We start from the raw sequence: 19214 nt of genomic DNA on the forward strand, positions 1-19214 counted from the left end.
CATTTTGAATGTTAAAATAGGTTGATAAAGTAGGAGGTTTGTTGAGATAATAAGCCTCCTACTACTTTTTTAGTTTGTCTTTTTATAACTGATAATAGCCCAAGTATTGAAAAAAACTACAAATCCCAGTAATGCAAACATCTGTGTGGTTAAGTCCATAAATACACTACCCTTGAGATAAACCATTCGCATCACTTGTATGAAATACTTCAAAGGATTGAAGATCGTAACAATCTTAGCCCATTCGGGCATACTGCTTATTGGAGTAAACAGACCACTCATCAATATCAGAATCATTATAAAGAAGAACATCACGAACATAGCTTGCTGCATGGTATTTGAATAGTTGGAGATAACCAGTCCGAATCCGGATACCACCAGAATATAAATTCCCGAAAAAAGATAGATTGTCAACAGACTGCCAACGGGTAATATATTATAGACAAATGCTGCGAACCCAAAACAGATAGTAAGCACCGTGAATCCGATAACCCAGTACGGAATAAGCTTTGCTAAAATGAATGTAAATTTATTTACGGGAGTTACGTTCATCTGCTCTATTGTACCCATTTCCTTTTCGCTTACAATGTTCAGTGCCGGCAGGAAGCCGGTTAGCAGTGTAAGTAGTATTACCATCAATGCCGGAACCATAAATACTTTATAATCCAAATTAGGATTGAATTTGTACTGAGGGACGACGTTGATAAGGGGTAATGCTGCACCCTCTCTTTTGGGAGACCATTCTTCTCTGATATCCGATGAAAAATCGGATAGTATAGCACCCATATATGAAGAGCTTAGTGAGCCTTTCACTCCATTGACCGTGTTTGCTGATATCATAACATTAGCCACTCCTGTTTTCACGAGGTTTTTCTCAAAATCGGGTTGTATTTCGAGTATAACATCTGCTTTACCCGACTCGATACTATGCAAAGCTTTATCACCCGATAAAGAGACATCCGTAAGATGAAAATATCCGGATGAGGTCGCCTTGCGGACTAATCTTTCGGAATAAGTGCTATGATCATTATCAACAATACTTAGCTTAATGTTTTTTATCTCCTGATTGGCAGCCCAAGGCATAATGAGCATCATCATAATTGGCATGCCTATGATTAATCTCGGAAGAAATGAGTTCCGCATAATCTGTTTAAACTCTTTTTCGATCAAAAATTTTATCATGATAATCAGCCTAATCTAACTTTAAACTTTTTCAAACTTATTGTAATCAGTAATATGAACATAGATACGAGAATAGCCATATCTTTCAATATAAAATCAACACCTACGCCCTGTATCATTAGTTTTTTTATGGCATCGATATACCATTTAGCAGGAATAATATTTGATATCCATTGTAGTACTTCAGGCATACTTTCTATCGGATATATCATGCCTGATAACAACATGACGGGCATCATAAAACCCATTCCCGAAATCAGCATCGCTGTTACTTGCGTATTTGCAATAGTAGATACAAACAGCCCCAGCGAAAGTGCTACCGCAATAAATATGAACGATATTGCAGCAAGCCAAAACAAGCTTCCGGCTACAGGTACTTTGAGGACGAAATATGATAATAACAATATTGAAGTGAGATTCACTACCGATAGCGTAAAATATGGTACTGCTTTAGCCAGAATGATATAAATAGGCTTTATCGGCGAAGCGAGCAATACTTCCATTGTGCCCATTTCTTTTTCGCGTACAATGGCTATAGATGTCATCATGGCACATATCAACATGAGAATAAGTCCCATAACCCCCGGTACGAAATTGTATGCGCCTTTTAACTGAGGATTATACAGCATTTTTACTTCGGGTATTATGCGGAAAGGAACGTTATACTCACGCATCAATTCTTGTTGATATGACGATATTATATTTGTAGCATACCCTGTTTGCATAAGCGATTGATTGGGGTCTGTAGCATCGGCTATAAGTTGTATAGAAGCTTCTCCTGTATGTAACAAGTTGTTGTTGAAATTTTCTCCGAATACAACTACCATATTTACTTTTCCTTGCCTGAAAACCTGTTCAATATCATCGGGGCTGTTCAAAACTTGCGAGACTGTAAAGTATTCGCTTGCTTCAAGCTGTTCGATGATGCGCTGTGTTGAAATATCCTTCGAGAGGTCGAATACTGCAATCTCTGTATTTTTGAGCTCTGTGGTTATAGCAAAGCCAAATATAATGATCTGCACAATGGGCATTCCCAGCAAGATCAACATAGTGCGCTTATCGCGGAATATATGATAGAATTCTTTTTTTACAAAAGAGAGAAATTGTTTCATAATATCAATTATCAGAGCGTTTTGCTTTTCGTGCCAGTTGTTGGAAAACTTCATCCATATTTTTTGCATTGAATCGGTGGCGCAGATTCTTTGGCGTATCCAACGCTTCTATTTTGCCATCTACCATAATTGAAATCCGATTGCAATACTCCGCTTCGTCCATATAGTGGGTTGTAACAAATACGGTAATTCCTCTGTCGGCAGCCTGATATATCAGTTCCCAAAATTGCCTGCGGGTAGCGGGATCTACTCCACCTGTGGGTTCGTCCAAAAATACAATTTTGGGTTCATGGAATATAGACACAGAGAAAGCAAGCTTTTGTTTCCATCCCAACGGTAATTCCTTTACCAATGTATTCCGTTCTTTGGCAAAGCCCAGTTCGTCGAGCGTTTGGGCGGTTTTAGTTTCAATAGCTTTTTCTTTCATTCCGTATATTCCTCCAAATAGCCTGATATTTTCCCATACTTTCATGTCTTCGTACAAGGAAAATTTTTGACTCATATAGCCGATGCTCTTCTTTACAGCTTCTTGTTCCTTAGATATGTCGTATCCGGCAACGAAGCCTTGCCCCGAACTTGGATAGCTTAATCCGCAAAGCATACGCATGGCTGTGGTTTTGCCTGCACCATTAGCTCCTAAGAATCCAAATATTTCACCTTTTTCTACACTAAAAGATATATTATCTACAGCTGTGAAATTTCCGAATTTCTTTGTCAGTTTTTCTGTATGTATAACCGTTTCGTTCATTGTTTTTCGTTTTGAGCCAATAGCATGTAACAATCTTCTATGCTTGGTTTTATCTCGTGTATGTCAATGCCTGTATGTCCGCTGTTTGCGAGATATTCATTCAGTTTATTTATAGAAAAATCTTTATTTACTGTGATGTGGTGTACTTCCCCAAATGCAAAACATGTTTTTATCATACTATGGCTTCTGAGGTTTTTTAGTAGTTTATACATATCATCAGACTTTACAGACCATAATATTTCCGGATATCGGTTTATTATATTCTGTGGTGTTTCCACATCGAGGAAAGACCCGTTTTGAATCAGAGCTATACGATCACAGAGCTTAGCCTCGTCCATATATGGAGTGGATACAAGTATGGTAATATTTTGCTCCTTTAACTTCTTAAGCATATCCCAAAATTCTTTTCGCGACACAGGGTCTACTCCTGTAGTAGGCTCGTCCAGAAATAGCACGGCAGGCTTATGTATCAATGCACAGCATAGTGCCAGCTTTTGTTTCATACCGCCGGATAGTTTTCCTGCTTTTCTATCTTTAAAAGGCTCTATTTGTTGATATATATCTTTTATCAGGTGATAATTTTCCTGTATGGTTGTATTAAATACCGTAGCAAAAAACTCTAAATTCTCTTCCACGCTTAAATCCTGGTAGAGCGAGAATCTTCCCGGCATATAGCCTATTCTGTTCCGTATTTCTTTATAGTCTTTCACAATGTCCAAACCATCTACCCTGGCATTGCCACTATCTGCAAGCAGCAAGGTAGTAAGTATCCTGAAAAGGCTTGTTTTGCCGGCACCATCGGGTCCTATAATGCCATATATCTCTCCTTGCTCTACATCGAAGCTTATGTCGTTGAGAGCCTGTACAGATTTATAGCTTTTTTTTATATTTTGAACTGAAACAGCTTTCATATTTTATGCATTCAATTCAATGTACAAGTCATCATCTTTCTCCACATAGTTAATCTTATTTTCTTTAGATAACCATCCAAGAGCCAAATAAATATACATTTCTCTATAGCCTGTTATTACCTCGAGATCATGTATCGTAAGCATCCCTTTTTCGGCAAGCGTATCACAAATAAGTTTGGTGTCACTATTTATCAGCTCTTTCAACATAGCTTTGTGTTTTAATTCAATTTTAATTCTCCGTACATTCCATACTTTAGGTATCCATCGTTCTTTACAGCTACTTTTACGGCATATACCAAGTTGGCTCGTTCGTCACGAGTCTGTATTGTTTTAGGCGTAAACTCTGAATTGTCCGATATCCAGGTTATAGTCCCTGAATATTCTTTCATTTCTTTCTCTCCAAAGTCTGCATATACTTTTACGGCTTGTCCTATTTTCACTTGTGTCAATTGGCTTGCTGTAATGTATGCCCGAAGGAACATGTGTTCGATGTCTGCTACTTTAAATAAAGCTCTTCCCTGTGTTGCAAGTTCTCCTTGTTCTGCATATTTAGACAGGATAGTCCCATTGATAGGGCTACAGATAATAGATTTCTGTATCTGATCATTTATTTGAGCTATCTGCACTTCCAGTCCCGAGCTTTGTTCCGATATGTTTTTGTTCGAATTTTCTAATAATTCCGTTTGTGCAGTTAACTGCCTTTCAAGAACAAGTATCTGTGCATTTATATCATCTAATTGTTTTTGGTTTGCAGCGTTTGCCTTTACCAAGTTCTCGAATCGTTTCTGCTCGTTTTTCTGGGTTGCAATTTGTTGCTTTATAGCTGCTATCTGTCTTGGTATATCTACACGCCCGCTCTTTACTGCACTAGTATTAGTCAGTAATTGCATCTTTTTTAGATATAATTGTACGGTGTCTATATACCCGAGAGGCTTTCCTTGTTCTACTTGTTGCCCTTCAATGAAATTGAGCTGCATAATCTTTCCGTTTGCTTCGGCTGATACAATTACCTCAGTAGTCTCAAAAACGCCGGATGCATCATAGTCTCCATTTCCTTTTCCACAAGCTGTAAGCAAGAGTATGATGCTTGCATAAACTATATTTTTTGTTGTTTTCATATATTATTTTTCATTTGATGTAGAGAGAAAAGTATATCGTTGTTTCTTACTTCTTGTTCAATTGTTTGTTGTATATTTTAAGTTGTAAATAGCTTGGAGCAATTCTATCTCATGTTGTATTCTGTCTTGCTTTGCAAGATCTTCTGCATTTACATCACGCATGAGGTCAATGACGGTTGATGTTCCGTTTGCAACCTTTGCTTCAGTTGCTCGCTTTACATTGTTGCGAAGGATAACTATATCGTCATCATATTTTAGCAAGTCTTTATTCTTGTTTATTTCGTTTTGTTCTTGAGAGGTTTCCAAACTTGTATTGAAAAGAAATGTTTCTCGTGAAGTTGCAATATTATCCTGATTGGTTTCTATTAACTTTCTGTCGTTTTTTTGTGTGTACAAGCTTCCAAAATTCCAAGACAAGCGTATTCCTCCGATGTAATATGCCGAGAAATCATTATTGAGCATATTCAGTGCAGGTTTTCCATACCCACCTGTGAGAAATAGTACCAATTTGGGCATGTAACCGGCTTTTATTACTTTCTTCTGCGTTTCTAGATTTACTAATTGCGCGTCGAACAACTCCAGCTCAGGTCGTTTTACTTGTGATGATATGGTCAAATTGTCCGCATTCGGTTTTGGCAAGATGATGTTTTCGTTTAGCTTTTGCCCGATAAGAATACCTAGCATGTCCAAGTATGCTTTTTTATTGGAAACGATCTGCGCCTTATTTTGTACAGTTTTCAGTTGCTCCACTTTTATCGCATCCAAGTCTGATTGATTCGCTATTCCATTGGTTATATAGCTTGATATCAGGTCAAAATTTCGTTGCAACTCTTCTTGCAAAAGAGCGTTCTGCTTCAATCTTGCATCGAGGAGCAAGATGCCAAAATACATTTGGTTTACCTGATAGACTATCTTATACATATCAACGTCCAGCTGTTTTTGCTCAGCATAGGATGATGCTTTTGTGATATCTTTTTTGCTGCTTATTACACCTCCGTCCCATATCGTTTGGGTAACATCTATTGTAGCAGAATACTGATCTTTGCTCAGCCCTTTGATATCTATGCCCTGAATATCAATAGGAATTTTTGTCACTTCCGATTGATAAGAGGCTTTAGCCGATAATGAGAATTGAGGTAAATAGCCTTTTCCGGCATTTGAGAGATTATACTCTTTCGACCGCTCAATCAACCCGTACCGTTTTATAAGCGGATAATTTTCTTTTGCCATTTGCTGACATTGCTCTATGGTAAGTGTGCTTTGAGCAAAAGCCATAGCAGAAAAGAAAAGCGAATATATGATGATGATTAATGATTTTTTCATATTGATTCTATTATTCATCTATTTGAAGTATCATTTTTATCCATTGTGGAATTAATGCTTTTCGTTCTTCTATAAATATTTCATACTCTTTTTCTCCGAAAGGAGCATGCAGGTTCATTAATAAAGGCTTTCCTACGATAGGGAAAATAGACATGGATACTATATTTATAAAAATCTGAAGCGGGGTTACTCCTTTTATCTCTTTTTTGTCTATTTGTTCTTGTATCTGTTTAAATAGGAAATTATTTGCGATAGATTTTCCTTTAAGCCCCACATTTTCTATTATTTTGTGAGGATTGGCTTGTATTTCACTTAGTACAAATAGGGGTAAATTCGGATTCTTTGAGATAGAGTCTATATAGCGTGCGACAATCATGTCTATCTTATCTGAAAGATTAATATCTTCTGCGTTTACAAGATTTACTATTAGTCCAAACATTTCTTGTAAGCTTTCTTTCATAATTATATCAAAAAGCTTTTCCTTACTCCTGAAATAATAATTGAGCAAGGCAAGGTTTATTCCCGCTTCTTCTGCTATGTCGCGAGTTCGGGCTTGCCCATATCCTTTTTCATGAAATACTTTTCGGGCTGCATTTTTTATTTTTTCTTCTGTCGAAATATCTTTTTCCATTTTGTGATGTATTCTGTTTACTTCTTAATCGAGCTACAAACATAAATTAAAATATTGATTTAATCAAATGATTAAATATTATTTTTAAATACTATAATCAAATTCTTTTAATTTGTCTGTTGTAATGTTTTTATAAATAAATTTGTCTTATATAAGTAAGTAGCTTATAAAAAAGTAACAGAAAAGTGACAAGTAAAAAGAGTGAAATAAGTGTCACTTTTGTCACCTTTTTATTTTTAAATTAGTTGTACGTTGTTGTATATAAGTTTTTTATGTTGGTTTTTCGGCAAGATGATAATTGAGACGTTTTTGGTGATATAATTAAAATGTTACTTTTTATGTTACAAATTTCAGTGTGGTTCGTTATCTAGATACATGGAGTTAGAAAAGTTCAAATCGGATGTTGTACCTCTACGCAACAAGCTGCAGAATGTTGCAAAGAATATGCTGGCTAATGAGGTAGATGCTGAGGATGCTGTTCAGGAAACCTTTTTGAGGTTATGGAATCAGCGATCTCAGTTGGGCAATCATCCTAATGTTGGTGGATTTGCAATGCAGACGTTGAAAAATATATGTATTGATAAGTTGAGGGCGGAGAGGCATAATATTTCGCTCGATGGTATATCCATTGCCGGAAATTCGATAACTCCATATACATTTACTGAACAACAAGACAGTGTGTTGATCATCAGGAATATTATCGATTCTTTGCCCGAAACTCAACGCCATATTATAACATTGCGAGATGTAGATGGATATGAATTGGGCGAAATCGCAGCAATTATAGGCTCTGAGGAAAGTACAGTAAGGGTAAACCTTTCGAGGGCACGTAAGGCTGTTAGAGACAAATTTTTGAGTATGAATAATGTAATGCGAAAATAGGATGAGTGATATAGATTTGCTTTTAGAAAAATACTTTGAGGGGCAAACTACCCTGGAAGAGGAAAGTATCTTACGAAATTATTTTCGTCAGTCCGAGATCGAAGATCGGCATAAGGTATATGCACCTATGTTCAATTATTTTTCAGAAGAAAGAAAAGTGGTTGCCGTAGAAAAGAAAAAGAAGAAAATACCTTTTTATGTATGGATAAGTGTTGCCGCAAGTATATTATTTATAATCGGCATCAGATCATTCAATTCAGTATCGGTTGGTAATGATATGGGCGGAACATTTGTATATGTTGATGGAAAGAAAGTTACGGATCAGGCAGAGGTTAGTGTTGCTGCACTCAATTCTATTCGCGTTGTATCAGAAGTCGATAATGATGTAGTGAGTAGCCAAATCGGGATTTTGGATTCTTTTACTGAATAAATTAGAAAATTATGAAATATAAAGTGTTGATGTTATATTGTTTATTGCAGATTGTATCTATGTCTGCTTTAGCACAAGATCACCTGAATATAAAAAGCATATTTGACAAATATGGCAAACAAGAGGGATCAGTGCTCGTACAACTATCGTCCGACATACTTTCACAGGGCAGTAATATTACTTTTTATAAAAGTCTTATAATGAATAATGATGTAGCCAAAGAAAGAGATGTTCTCAATCTCCTGAAACTTGATATAGACAAAAATGTGATAGTATCGGAAGTTAAGAAAAATGGAAAAGTGGAGTCGGGGACATATTATGTAGGCAAAGACAAATCGGGCAAAACAGGTGAATATATTTTGTATAAGAATAAACCTGATAAGATAACAATCGTTTATCTGAAAGGGAACTTCCCACCTGCAAGGCTCGATTCGGAGCTGAAAAAACTGAAAGATCTTTTTATTTATGTGAATGATAAACGTTTAAAAATACAATAGTAATATGAAAAAAATAGTTGCGTTCTTAGCTTTTTGTTTTGTTGTAATATCCGCAAATGCCGATGAAATTGTATTGCAGGATACGATAGTAAAAACAGTACAGATCATCAAGGAGATAAATAGAAATACAGGGGATACCGTTATTGTTTCTACGACAGAAACTCAGGAGTTAATACCCAAAGATGATAACGAGAGCAGTGTTCTTTACAATGGATCGACCTACAATTTTATCTTTTCGTGGAATAAACGAAAAAGCTTGAGTTCTCACTGGACAGGATTCGGTATGGGATTTATGAACTATAGTGACAAAGATATTCCTTTTGGAAAATTGAAAATGAGTAGCTCTCATAATTTCACAGTCAACCTTTTCGACTTTCATAAGCAGATAGGGAAAACAAATTGGTTATTTGTCAGTGGAATAGGAACAGAATGGTCTCGTTATCATTTTGATGATAATGCAGCATTGACTCAAGTGAATGGCGTTACGTCTTTTGTTCCTGCTCCGGAGGGTGTTAATTATAAATCGACAAAGCTATTGGCATATTACATAACTATTCCTCTCTTGTTGGAATATCAGGTATCAGATTTTCATATATCCGGCGGGGTAGTGGGCTTCTTCAAATACTATTCCAAATCGCAAGTTAAATATTATGAAAACGATAAAAAGCAAGTCGTGAATATGGGGCGCGATCTGAATATACGTCCTATAGATATGAGATTGAGGTTGCAAGTTGGGATAAGGGATGTTAGTGTATATGGTTACTATGCTCCATTCTCGATGTTTGAGAAAGATAAAGGGCCTGATCTGAATACTTACACCATCGGCGTTATGCTAGGTATATAGAGATTGATTGTTTAGTCATTCCCAATGAAAAAAGAGCCCTTTAACCTAATAACCTAGGTCGGGGGCTCTTCTCTTCATTCAAAAAAATTGGACTTATTTATTATCTTCACCAAAGATGCTGCCGTAACGATGGTATTCGTAAGCAATACTTTGTTCTTTCAAATAGTGTAACAGTTCGATACGTCCTTCAATTAAAGGCTTGTCGGATGCAATATGCTTTCCTAATTTTGCCGCTTTCCGATAGATTGCATCAGAAAGGTCTGGAGTACAAGTGCGGACACGTTCGTATGAATCTATTTCTTCTACAAACTTTTCTTCGTTTTGTATCTTGATGTGGACACCTGACAGCATACTTGACGCTTTTTCTATAGCCTCTAATTTTTCGTCGCTACCCGAAATGCTAACTACAACAGGAGTTCCCGACCTGTTGGAAGCTAACAAGATTAACAGGATATCGCACAAAGAGTCAGATTCTTGTATGCGCAAACCTATACTCTTGAGAGGTAAATAGCGGAAGATGTTTTCTTCACCATAAAGATGATTAACATCTCTAGCTTTTGAGAATTCGTTTAGCCACGCTTTTGAATAACTGTCGTAAGCAAAGTTTAGGCGAGCCTTTTCTTTTATGTCTGCCAGAAGATCACCTATATTGTATTTATATTCAGATCCTCCCGTTACATCTTTTTCTGTGAATTCGACAAAGCATGATACATAATTAGGACCTCCGGCTTTGATACCTCCGCCAAAGGCAGAGCGTTTCATTCCTCCAAATGGTTGACGGTTTACGATGGCTCCGGTTATACCTCTATTGATGTATAGATTTCCGGCTTCAATGCTATTTTTCCAGAGATCGTGCTCTGCTTCATCCAGACTTTGCAATCCGGCAGTAAGACCATACTCTGATGAATTAGCATACTCTATTCCTTCTTTCAGTCCGTCTATGCATACAACAGATAATAGAGGTGCAAACAATTCATTCTTAAAAGTAAAGCTACCCGGTTTAACACCCCATTTTACAGTAGGCTTGAGTATATATTTCTTATCATCCAAAAACTCCGGAGCTACGAGCCACGATTCGCCCGGTTCGAGATTGTTGATGGCATGCATCAACTTATCGTTGTCGTTAGTTATCATTGGGCCTACCATATTCATAGTATCCCATACACTACCTGTACGCAGGCTTGTTACAGCATCTCGAAGTTTCGATTTGAAGTTTTCGTCGTTGTATATTGTTTTGTCTACTAGGAATAGAGAACATGCCGAGCATTTTTGTCCTGCATTGCCAAATGCCGATGATACCACATTTTGTATGGCATGATCCTGATCGCCATTCGCCGTGAGTATGATTGCATTCTTACCGCCTGTTTCTGCCGATAATGGAGTCTTAGGGCTGTTTTCCAATAGACGGAATGCTGTATCAGTACCTCCGGTAAGTATTATATGTTTCACGGATTGATGAGCAGTAAGATAGTCTAACGAAGAGCGATCTGCACTGCATACAACTTGTAGCGCATCTTTAGGTACACCCGCATTCCAGAAGCATTTTGCAAACTCCCATGCTATTGGTAGTGCTACTGTAGCAGGCTTTAGGATGACTGTATTTCCTCCGGCTAAAGCAGCCGCAACGCCACCTACAGGGATTGCAAGGGGGAAGTTCCAAGGTGGAATCACCAAGATGATACCCTTTGGTTTGTACTCAACAGTACTTAGTCCTGCAAACTGCTTCATCGTAATCGGATAAAAGCGGCAGAAGTCGATAGCTTCAGATACTTCTACGTCTCCCTCTCCGAATGTCTTTCCGGTGATAGCTGCCATACATCCGATAAGATCTCCTCGCTTCGCACTTAAATTTTCGGCTACTTGGTGGAGTATCTCATTTCGTTTGTTTACATCCGTTTTTCTCCAGCCCGATTTGTCTTCTTCGGCAATACTTATTATTTCTTTTATCTGATCGAGTGACGATAGATTTGCTTCGCAGAAACAAACCTGATCATTTCGGCTGCGATCATAGTACTTCTTTTTGTGTTCGGTAATAACTTCTTTATCTCCTATCTGAACAGGTACAACAAAGTTTTTGTCGTCTACAAGCGTACCCCATTTGCGCAGTGCTTCTAATGCCCATTCTCTATTTGCACCTAAGTCAAGATCGGTGTCGGGTTCGTTATGGAATACATTTATATCTACAGGGATAGGTTTTTCTTTCCTGTTTTGTGTCCTGAATGATTTTGGAACTATACTATCTTTCAACTTATATGCTTCGAGGAACTGATTTGTTAGGAAGTTCCATTGAGGACTATCAAGCTTCAAGTTGAATGAATAGCTAAGGAAGTTGTCTTTTCCTGTATTTTCATCCAGACGTCGAACAAGATAGGAAATAGCATTAAGGAAGTGAGCCTTTTTAACTACCGGGGTGTACAGAATGATTTGTTTATTGAGCCCTCTTATTACTCGCGGAAGATTGTTTGCCATTCCCTCTAGCATTTCGAAAGTGACACAATCGCCAACGCCGTTCTTTTCACTAAGCAGATAGGCATAAGCAATACTAAAGAAATTGTGCGATGCCACACCTACATGTAATGCTTTTGCATTTTCAGGCTCTAAGGCTATGTCGAGAATGTGCATATAGTTGGCATCTACTTCTAACTTTGTGGGTAGTATTGGGTTAGGCCAGCCTTTTAGTGAAGATACAATACTTTCCATCTGAAGGTTTGCTCCTTTTACCAAGCGCATTTTTAATGGAGAGCCTCCTTCGGTCACACGCTTTTTCGTAAACTTCAATAAGCGTTCCTGAAATAATCCCGCATCGGGTAGATAGGCTTGTATTACAATACCTGCCATGTAATTCTTGAATTGAGGCATACTCAATACTTCTTCGAATACATCGAGCGTAAGGTGTGTATCTTTATATTCTTCCATATCCAGATTCACAAATTTAGGTCGGGTTACTCCGTCCTGATCTGTATATGGATAATCTATTGCTTGCTGGTAAATTGTTGCGACTAATTCGCAAAGCTCTTTTTTGTTTTGCTCGTAGCTCAGCGAATGTATTTGAGCATATATACCCGATAGCTTGATTGAAATGTAATTTATATCCGGTTCTTTCAACGCTTCCAGGTAATGTTCGTATCTGTTCCTTGCTTCGCCATCGCCAAGAACAACTTCACCTAATAAATTAACATTCTGCCCTATTTTGGAATTCCATCTGCCTGATAAATGTCCTGTAAGTGTAGGGCGTTCTTCCGCTATGATTATTTTATTAGTCTCTTCACGCAATCTTCTATTGAATAAAGGAACTGCTATTCCCGGAGCCAGAGAGCCAAAGTTCATAAAAAGTTTTAGCTGGAGCCGATCGAATGAGCTAAAGAAATCAGGAACGCCATATTCGTTGATAAGCTCTTTCATTCGCTTAACAACAAGTTTTTTATCTCTTATCTGTGACGATTCGTCGAGCATTTTAGATAAGACAGTTTTATTAGAAGGGGTTTGAATGAGTGAAGCAAACTTTTTTTGTTCTTTGACTTCCTCGGGGGTTAACTCTTTTTCTGCTCTTACGAGAAAGTCTTTTGCCCATTCAAGGACTTCTTTAGTCGTGATTTTTTCCATAGGTGTATATGCTGTTAACAAGGTTTTATTTAGAAACCTAAAGTTATATCAAAAGCTTGATAAAATGACTCTGATAAGTGAAAAAATATCACAATTTTAAGAGTGAAGACTTTAAAACAATAGAAGGTTCTTAATTATTTAATTAAGAGCCTTCTGCACGGTTGTATAGATAAATTATTTACTCCATATTCTGTATCCTATCCTGAGCACAGGTGAGATATCCATATTTGGAATATTGTATTGTACCTGATCAAAATCAAGACTTTTATCTTTTCTCAAATATATATGTACAGCCGGTTGTATATAAAGATTGCGCCATATAAAAAATTGGTAACCGATTCCGCCTCCAAAATCAAGGCTTCTCATATCCTTTTTAACACCTGTACCTTTTTGCTCAATTTCAAACTTATGAGCCTCTATAAATGTATATATATCGAGGTTCTTCCATATATTATATCCTAAGAATAAACCCGGAGCGGTTTTGTAATATCTTTTAAAGTCGTCAGCTGAATTGTTTATCCCCGCTCTCTCAGCATTGTACGATCCACCATTAATAACGCTAACTCTTACTCTCCATCTTTCATATCTATACCCTAAGGCAAAATGATAACCTCCCGTAAGAAACATGGGAAATAAACTTTCTGCTTCAAAAGCTTGCTTCACTTCATGGCTTTGCTTGTTTTTCAGGGGTATTGTTTCTTGTGCAGATATACTAACTGCCAATCCAAAAAGAATGAATACTATTAATTGCTTTTTCATATTCTGATATTTTAATAATTATGACAAATATCCGGATAGAAAAGCAATTGATTACTCCACATTTGTTACCAAATTACTCTTTCTTGAAAATCGTATTTCTTATACGGCTTAATGATTTAGGTGCAATTCCAAGGTAATTAGCAATATAATGCAGGGGAATTCTTTGAAATATTTCAGGATAATTACGGAATAGCTTTAAATATCTTTCTTTTGCAGATAGAGTTTGTAGATCGATACTCATTTGAGTCATTTTTATAAAAGCTTGTTCTGTAAGTATTCTCCCAAAACGTTCGAGAGAAGGTATTTTTTGATAAAGATAAGGCAGATCTTTTTCTTTTATTATCCAGAGTTCACAATCCTCAATAGCTTTTATATTAAGATTAGAAGGGAGTCTTTTGAGGCGGCTATAATTATCAGTTACCCACTCTTCTTCAAAAGCCATATCTGTGGTCATCCCATTTCCATTCTCCAGTTCTTTGCAGTATATCAATACGCCTTTATTAATGAAGGCTATAAAATTGCAGATCACACCCTCATGCAAGAGATATTCATTCTTTTTCAGAATTTTATATTCAATATGGGTACTCAATATTTCCCATTCTTCGCCTGAGAGGGAAATGATAGTTTCGATATAGCTTTTTATTTCTTCGGTATCCATCGATTCATCTATCTCAATATGAGCAAAGGTAAGCAATCGTAGATAATTTATTTTGAATCTTTTGGTTGAAATTCATTATATGCTAACTTTTATAACTAAATAACATACGTTTTTTTGCTATTTCATCAGAACATTTCATTAATTTTGGAAAACATCGCCTCAAAATGGAGGCAATTTGGTAAAAGGAATAATATTAACCATGTAAAAAACATTTAGCCATGAGAACTTACCAAACACAAGAAATCAAGAACATCGCAATTCTTGGTAGTTCGGGAGCGGGCAAAACCACTCTCGCCGAAGCCATGCTCTTTGAAGCCGGCGTCATTAAACGCAGAGGAAGTGTTAAAGATGGAAATACTGTCTCGGACTATTTCCCTGTGGAAAAAGAATATGGATATTCCGTTTTTTCCAGCATTTTCTCTGTGGAATGGATGAACCGAAAATTGAATTTTATTGATTGTCCGGGATCTGATGATTTTGTCGGAAATGTTGTTACATCACTCAATGTAACAGACACTGCACTTATGGTACTTAATGCACAGTATGGCATGGAAGTGGGTACTATAAATCAATTGAGATATACTCAAAAACTTCAAAAGCCTGTTATTTTCATCGTTAATCAACTTGATCATCCTAAGGCTGACTTTGATAACGTTGTCGCTCAACTCAAAGCTGAGTATGGCGAAAAGGCAGTACAAATACAATACCCTATCAATTGTGGCGAAGGTTTTAATGCTGTGATTGATATATTAAAATATAAAATGCTCAGATGGAAACCGGAAGGTGGAGCTCCTGAGGTGCTTGATATTCCGGATGAAGAACTGGAAAAAGCAAGAGAATTAAAGCAGAAGTTAGTAGAAGCCGCAGCAGAAAATGAAGAGTCTCTGATGGAAAAATTCTTTGATCAGGGAACACTCACCGAAGATGAAATGCGTATGGGAATCCGTTGGGGATTAGTGCATCGTGATTTATATCCGATTTTCTGTGTGTCGGCCGAAAAAGATATGTGTGTGCGTCGTACAATGGAGTTTTTAGGAAATGTAGTTCCTTACGTACGCGATTTACCCGCTCCGGTAAATACAGAAGGAGAAGAAATAAAACCGGATTCGGAAGCTCCAACCAGCTTGTTTTTCTTTAAAACAACCGTTGAACCTCATGTAGGTGAAGTGTCATACTTTAAAGTAATGAGCGGAAAGGTACATGAAGGTGATGATCTTATCAATACAAATAGGGGCTCTAAAGAACGTATAGGGCAAATATTCGCTCCTGCAGGACAACAACGTACAAAAATAGAAGAGCTTGTAGCGGGCGACATCGGTGCGGCAGTGAAGCTCAAAGATGTTCGGACGGGGAATACATTGAATGCAAAAGGCGTTGATAATAAATTCGACTTTATAAAATATCCTGATCCTAAATATCGTCGTGCAATAAAAGCTGAAAACGAAAAAGATACTGAAAAAATGAATGAAGTATTGCAGCGTATGCGCGAAGAAGATCCTACATGGTTAATAGAAAATTCGAAAGAGCTAAAACAGTTGATCGTATCAGGACAAGGAGAGTTTCATCTTAAAACGTTGAAATGGAGAATTGAAAACAATGATAAGATTCCAATTGTTTTCTCAGAACCTAGGATTCCTTATCGTGAAACAATTACCAAAGCAGCTCGTGCAGACTACCGTCATAAAAAACAATCGGGAGGAGCCGGACAATTTGGAGAGGTGCATCTCGTTGTAGAGCCATATACAGAAGGTATGCCTGCACCTGATGTATATAGATTTAATGGTCAGGAATTTAAAGTGCAGGCACGTGATACCCAAACGTATAATTTGGATTGGGGGGGTAAACTCGTATTTGTGAATAGTATTGTAGGGGGTGCAATTGATGCTCGCTTCCTTCCTGCCATCCTCAAAGGTATCATGTCTCGCTTAGAACAAGGACCGCTAACAGGTTCTTATGCGCGTGACGTTCGTGTAGTTGTATATGATGGTAAAATGCACCCGGTAGATTCGAATGAAATATCATTTATGCTTGCTGGTCGCAATGCCTTTAGTGAAGCATTTAAAAATGCAGGACCTAAAATTCTTGAGCCTATATATGATATATCTGTATTTGTCCCTTCGGACAAAATGGGGGATGTGATGAGTGACTTGCAAGGGCGTCGAGCTATGATCATGGGAATGGAAAGCGAACGAGGAATAGAAGTCTTGAAGGCAAAAGTTCCTTTGAAAGAAATGTCTAATTATTCTATTTCACTCAGTTCCTTAACAGGAGGCCGTGCTTCATTTACGATGAAGTTTGCCAGCTATGAACTCGTACCTTCAGATGTTCAGGATAAGCTGCTGAAAGAATATGCAGAAAGCCAGAAAGACGAAGATTAATAGAAATAAGTTTTTTGTCGAAATAAGAAAAGGAGTGGAAAAAATATTTTCACTCCTTTTCCATTTTCAAAAGGGAGGGGTTATTTCACACCCGTCATATTTTCTGGATTTAATATTCTATCCAAATCATCTTTAGATAATATATTCTTCTTCAGTACGAGATTATACACATTCGCTCCTGTTTCCAAAGCTTCTTTTGCTATAGCCGTGCTATTCTCATAGCCTATATACGGATTCAATGCAGTGACGAGTCCGATGCTGTTCATAACAAGATTTTTGCAATGTTCTTCATTAGCAGTAATACCCTCGATACAGTTTTTCCTGAGGCAAACCATTGCATTGTTAAGCAAGTTTTGCGATTCGAGTAAAGTATATGTTATAATAGGTTCCATAACATTCAGTTGTAGCTGACCTGCTTCAGCAGCCATTGTAACCGCAAAATCATTTGCCAGTACCCTGAAGCATGTTTGAGAAACAACTTCAGGAATAACCGGATTTACTTTCCCGGGCATAATAGAAGAACCTGCTTGCATCGGTGGTAGATTTATTTCGTGTACTCCGCAGCGTGGCCCTGATGCCAATATTCTAAGATCGTTACATATTTTGGAGAGCTTTGTCGCTAGCTTTTTCAATGCAGAAGAATAGGCTACGAAACTACCTGTATTTGATGTGGCTTCTACCAGATTTTTTGCAGAAGTAAAATTGAATCGAGTGAGGCGCGTCAGGTTTTTAGCACATAATGCGTCATAACCTGGAATAGCATTCAGTCCTGTACCTACAGCTGTTGCTCCCATATTTATTTCGAGGCACAAATTTACGCTTTGTCTCAGAGAAGTCTTCTCTTTCTCTAGAGTCGCAGCGTATGCATCGAATTGTTGTCCCAATGTCATTGGTATGGCATCTTGCAGATGAGTACGCCCCATTGTTATCACATGCTTCAATTCCTGTCCTTTTTGCTTGAGGGCTGTTATTAGCTCAATCAAGGTGTCTTCTATCATTTCATTGTAAAAGAGAATTCCTAGCTTTACGCCTGTCGGATAAGCATCGTTTGTCGACTGAGAAAGATTTACGTGGTCGTAAGGAGAACAGTATTGATATTCACCTTTTTTGCGCCCCATAATCTCTAAGGCAATATTTGCTACTACCTCGTTGATATTCATATTGGTTGAGGTCCCTGCACCTCCTTGTAGCATATCACTCGGAAACTGGCTGTTGTAATCTCCTTCTATAACTTTTTTACAGGCTTCTATTATTGCATCGTGAATGTCTTTATCCAAGACTCCAAGTTCATAATTCGCTTCGGCTGCTGCCCATTTTACATAGGCTAAAGCTTTAATGAACTGAGGATAATGTGATAACTTTATTCCTGAAATGTTAAAATTGTTGATTGCCCTTTGAGTGTGTATTCCATAATAAGCATTATCAGGAACAGGCAGACTGCTAATAAGGTCATTTTCTATTCTACTCATGATGTGATATTTTGAAAGTTATTAAATGGGTATTCGGTTAACAATCGCTCACTAAGTTATATATTTATTCTTAATTAAAATATTTATTCTATTAAAATGTCATATTTTATTAGTTCTAAAGTTATTCGTTATTTTTTTGTGTAAAGAAACGAGAGCTTCTTTACCTAAGTTTTGTATCTTTGTCGTATGAGACATATGAGATTGATCGCTTTGACTCTAACTCTGATGGCTAGCATGTTTATGTTAGCTCATGCTATTATGCCTCATTCGCATCATGATGGTGTTATCTGTTTTTCTCTTGAGGAAATTATGCATCGACATCATTGCTCCGATCAGCAAGACGATACCCATAACTGTTGTGAACAACACAAAAAAGGATGTCATCATCAGGCGCATACAGAAGATTGTAATCTTCAGGAATTAATACTTCGTCAACAAGATAATACGCATGATGACATATTGCCATGTGCAAACTGTCTTTCTCTTGCCTATATATTATACTCACTGAATGAGTTTTATTTAGAAGCTCCACAATTTGGGGAACGCTTCAGGCAAAAGCCTTATTTAGTAAACTATACGCCACCTTTTGTAGGCTCCATAAAAAGCCTGCGTGCACCTCCTGTATCTTATTTCTTAGCATAATTTCTCTAATAGAGAAGTTTGGATTTT

General features: G+C 37.3%; 17 protein-coding genes and 1 pseudogene. 6 read left to right on the forward strand and 12 right to left on the reverse strand.

Annotated features, from left to right (window positions below; all coding sequences use genetic code 11):
- Positions 1-69: 69 nt before the first annotated feature.
- The 8 genes and pseudogenes from E4T88_RS02375 to E4T88_RS02410 form a co-directional block, all read right to left on the reverse strand.
- On the reverse strand, positions 70-1182 hold the full coding sequence (locus E4T88_RS02375; protein ID WP_135103872.1) for an ABC transporter permease: 1113 nt from the start codon (positions 1180-1182) through the stop codon (positions 70-72).
- A 5-nt stretch (positions 1183-1187) separates the two neighbouring features.
- Positions 1188-2294 (reverse strand): ABC transporter permease, encoded by a 1107-nt coding sequence (locus E4T88_RS02380; RefSeq protein ID WP_167755429.1) that lies wholly within the window; start codon positions 2292-2294, stop codon positions 1188-1190.
- Positions 2295-2298: 4 nt separating this feature from the next.
- Positions 2299-3030: pseudogene (locus E4T88_RS02385) on the reverse strand (ABC transporter ATP-binding protein); the annotation flags it as partial.
- 8 nt (positions 3031-3038) lie between these two features.
- Positions 3039-3953 (reverse strand): ABC transporter ATP-binding protein, encoded by a 915-nt coding sequence (locus E4T88_RS02390; protein ID WP_135103875.1) that lies wholly within the window; start codon positions 3951-3953, stop codon positions 3039-3041.
- A 3-nt stretch (positions 3954-3956) separates the two neighbouring features.
- Positions 3957-4160 carry a winged helix-turn-helix domain-containing protein gene (locus E4T88_RS02395; RefSeq protein ID WP_006842497.1) on the reverse strand — a complete coding sequence of 68 codons (204 nt, stop codon included), beginning with the start codon at positions 4158-4160 and terminating at the stop codon, positions 3957-3959.
- Positions 4161-4171: 11 nt separating this feature from the next.
- Positions 4172-5071: an HlyD family secretion protein gene (locus E4T88_RS02400; RefSeq protein ID WP_135103876.1), complete on the reverse strand. Its 900-nt coding sequence runs from the start codon at positions 5069-5071 to the stop codon at positions 4172-4174.
- Positions 5072-5128: 57 nt separating this feature from the next.
- Positions 5129-6394, reverse strand: a complete 1266-nt coding sequence (locus tag E4T88_RS02405) for a TolC family protein (RefSeq protein WP_228093678.1) — start codon at positions 6392-6394, stop codon at positions 5129-5131.
- 10 nt (positions 6395-6404) lie between these two features.
- Positions 6405-7025 (reverse strand): TetR/AcrR family transcriptional regulator, encoded by a 621-nt coding sequence (locus E4T88_RS02410; RefSeq protein WP_135103878.1) that lies wholly within the window; start codon positions 7023-7025, stop codon positions 6405-6407.
- 375 nt (positions 7026-7400) lie between these two features.
- On the opposite strand from E4T88_RS02410, the gene E4T88_RS02415 reads away from it, so the two are divergent.
- The 4 genes from E4T88_RS02415 to E4T88_RS02430 are packed head-to-tail and all read left to right on the forward strand — an operon-like array spanning position 7401 to position 9678.
- Positions 7401-7907, forward strand: a complete 507-nt coding sequence (locus tag E4T88_RS02415) for a GFO_1088 family ECF-type sigma factor (RefSeq protein WP_135103879.1) — start codon at positions 7401-7403, stop codon at positions 7905-7907.
- Between the two features lies 1 nt (position 7908).
- Complete coding sequence (locus tag E4T88_RS02420; protein WP_135103880.1) at positions 7909-8337, forward strand: PG0215 family putative anti-sigma factor; 429 nt, start codon at positions 7909-7911, stop codon at positions 8335-8337.
- 11 nt (positions 8338-8348) lie between these two features.
- Positions 8349-8834: a DUF6108 family protein gene (locus E4T88_RS02425; protein ID WP_135103881.1), complete on the forward strand. Its 486-nt coding sequence runs from the start codon at positions 8349-8351 to the stop codon at positions 8832-8834.
- A gap of 4 nt (positions 8835-8838) precedes the next feature.
- Positions 8839-9678 (forward strand): hypothetical protein, encoded by an 840-nt coding sequence (locus tag E4T88_RS02430; RefSeq protein WP_135103882.1) that lies wholly within the window; start codon positions 8839-8841, stop codon positions 9676-9678.
- Positions 9679-9771: 93 nt separating this feature from the next.
- Here E4T88_RS02430 and E4T88_RS02435 read toward each other — a convergent pair whose 3' ends face one another.
- The 3 genes from E4T88_RS02435 to E4T88_RS02445 form a co-directional block, all read right to left on the reverse strand.
- Positions 9772-13281, reverse strand: a complete 3510-nt coding sequence (locus tag E4T88_RS02435; RefSeq protein WP_135103883.1) for a bifunctional proline dehydrogenase/L-glutamate gamma-semialdehyde dehydrogenase — start codon at positions 13279-13281, stop codon at positions 9772-9774.
- A gap of 174 nt (positions 13282-13455) precedes the next feature.
- Complete coding sequence (locus tag E4T88_RS02440; RefSeq protein ID WP_135103884.1) at positions 13456-14040, reverse strand: hypothetical protein; 585 nt, start codon at positions 14038-14040, stop codon at positions 13456-13458.
- A 73-nt stretch (positions 14041-14113) separates the two neighbouring features.
- The gene (locus tag E4T88_RS02445; RefSeq protein WP_228093680.1) at positions 14114-14734 is read right to left on the reverse strand and encodes a Crp/Fnr family transcriptional regulator; all 621 of its coding nucleotides are present in this window, start codon (positions 14732-14734) and stop codon (positions 14114-14116) included.
- 182 nt (positions 14735-14916) lie between these two features.
- Between E4T88_RS02445 and fusA2 the strand changes: the two genes are divergently transcribed.
- Complete coding sequence (fusA2, locus tag E4T88_RS02450; protein WP_135103886.1) at positions 14917-17076, forward strand: elongation factor G2; 2160 nt, start codon at positions 14917-14919, stop codon at positions 17074-17076.
- Positions 17077-17156: 80 nt separating this feature from the next.
- Here the strand turns inward: fusA2 and E4T88_RS02455 are convergent, their stop codons facing one another.
- Entirely contained in the window at positions 17157-18545 is a 1389-nt protein-coding gene (locus tag E4T88_RS02455; RefSeq protein ID WP_135103887.1) for an aspartate ammonia-lyase, read from the reverse strand.
- 186 nt (positions 18546-18731) lie between these two features.
- Between E4T88_RS02455 and E4T88_RS02460 the strand changes: the two genes are divergently transcribed.
- Positions 18732-19187: a DUF6769 family protein gene (locus E4T88_RS02460; RefSeq protein WP_135103888.1), complete on the forward strand. Its 456-nt coding sequence runs from the start codon at positions 18732-18734 to the stop codon at positions 19185-19187.
- Positions 19188-19214: the final 27 nt, after the last annotated feature.

Origin of the sequence: Dysgonomonas mossii (genome assembly GCF_004569505.1) — a bacterium.
Lineage (GTDB): Bacteria > Bacteroidota > Bacteroidia > Bacteroidales > Dysgonomonadaceae > Dysgonomonas.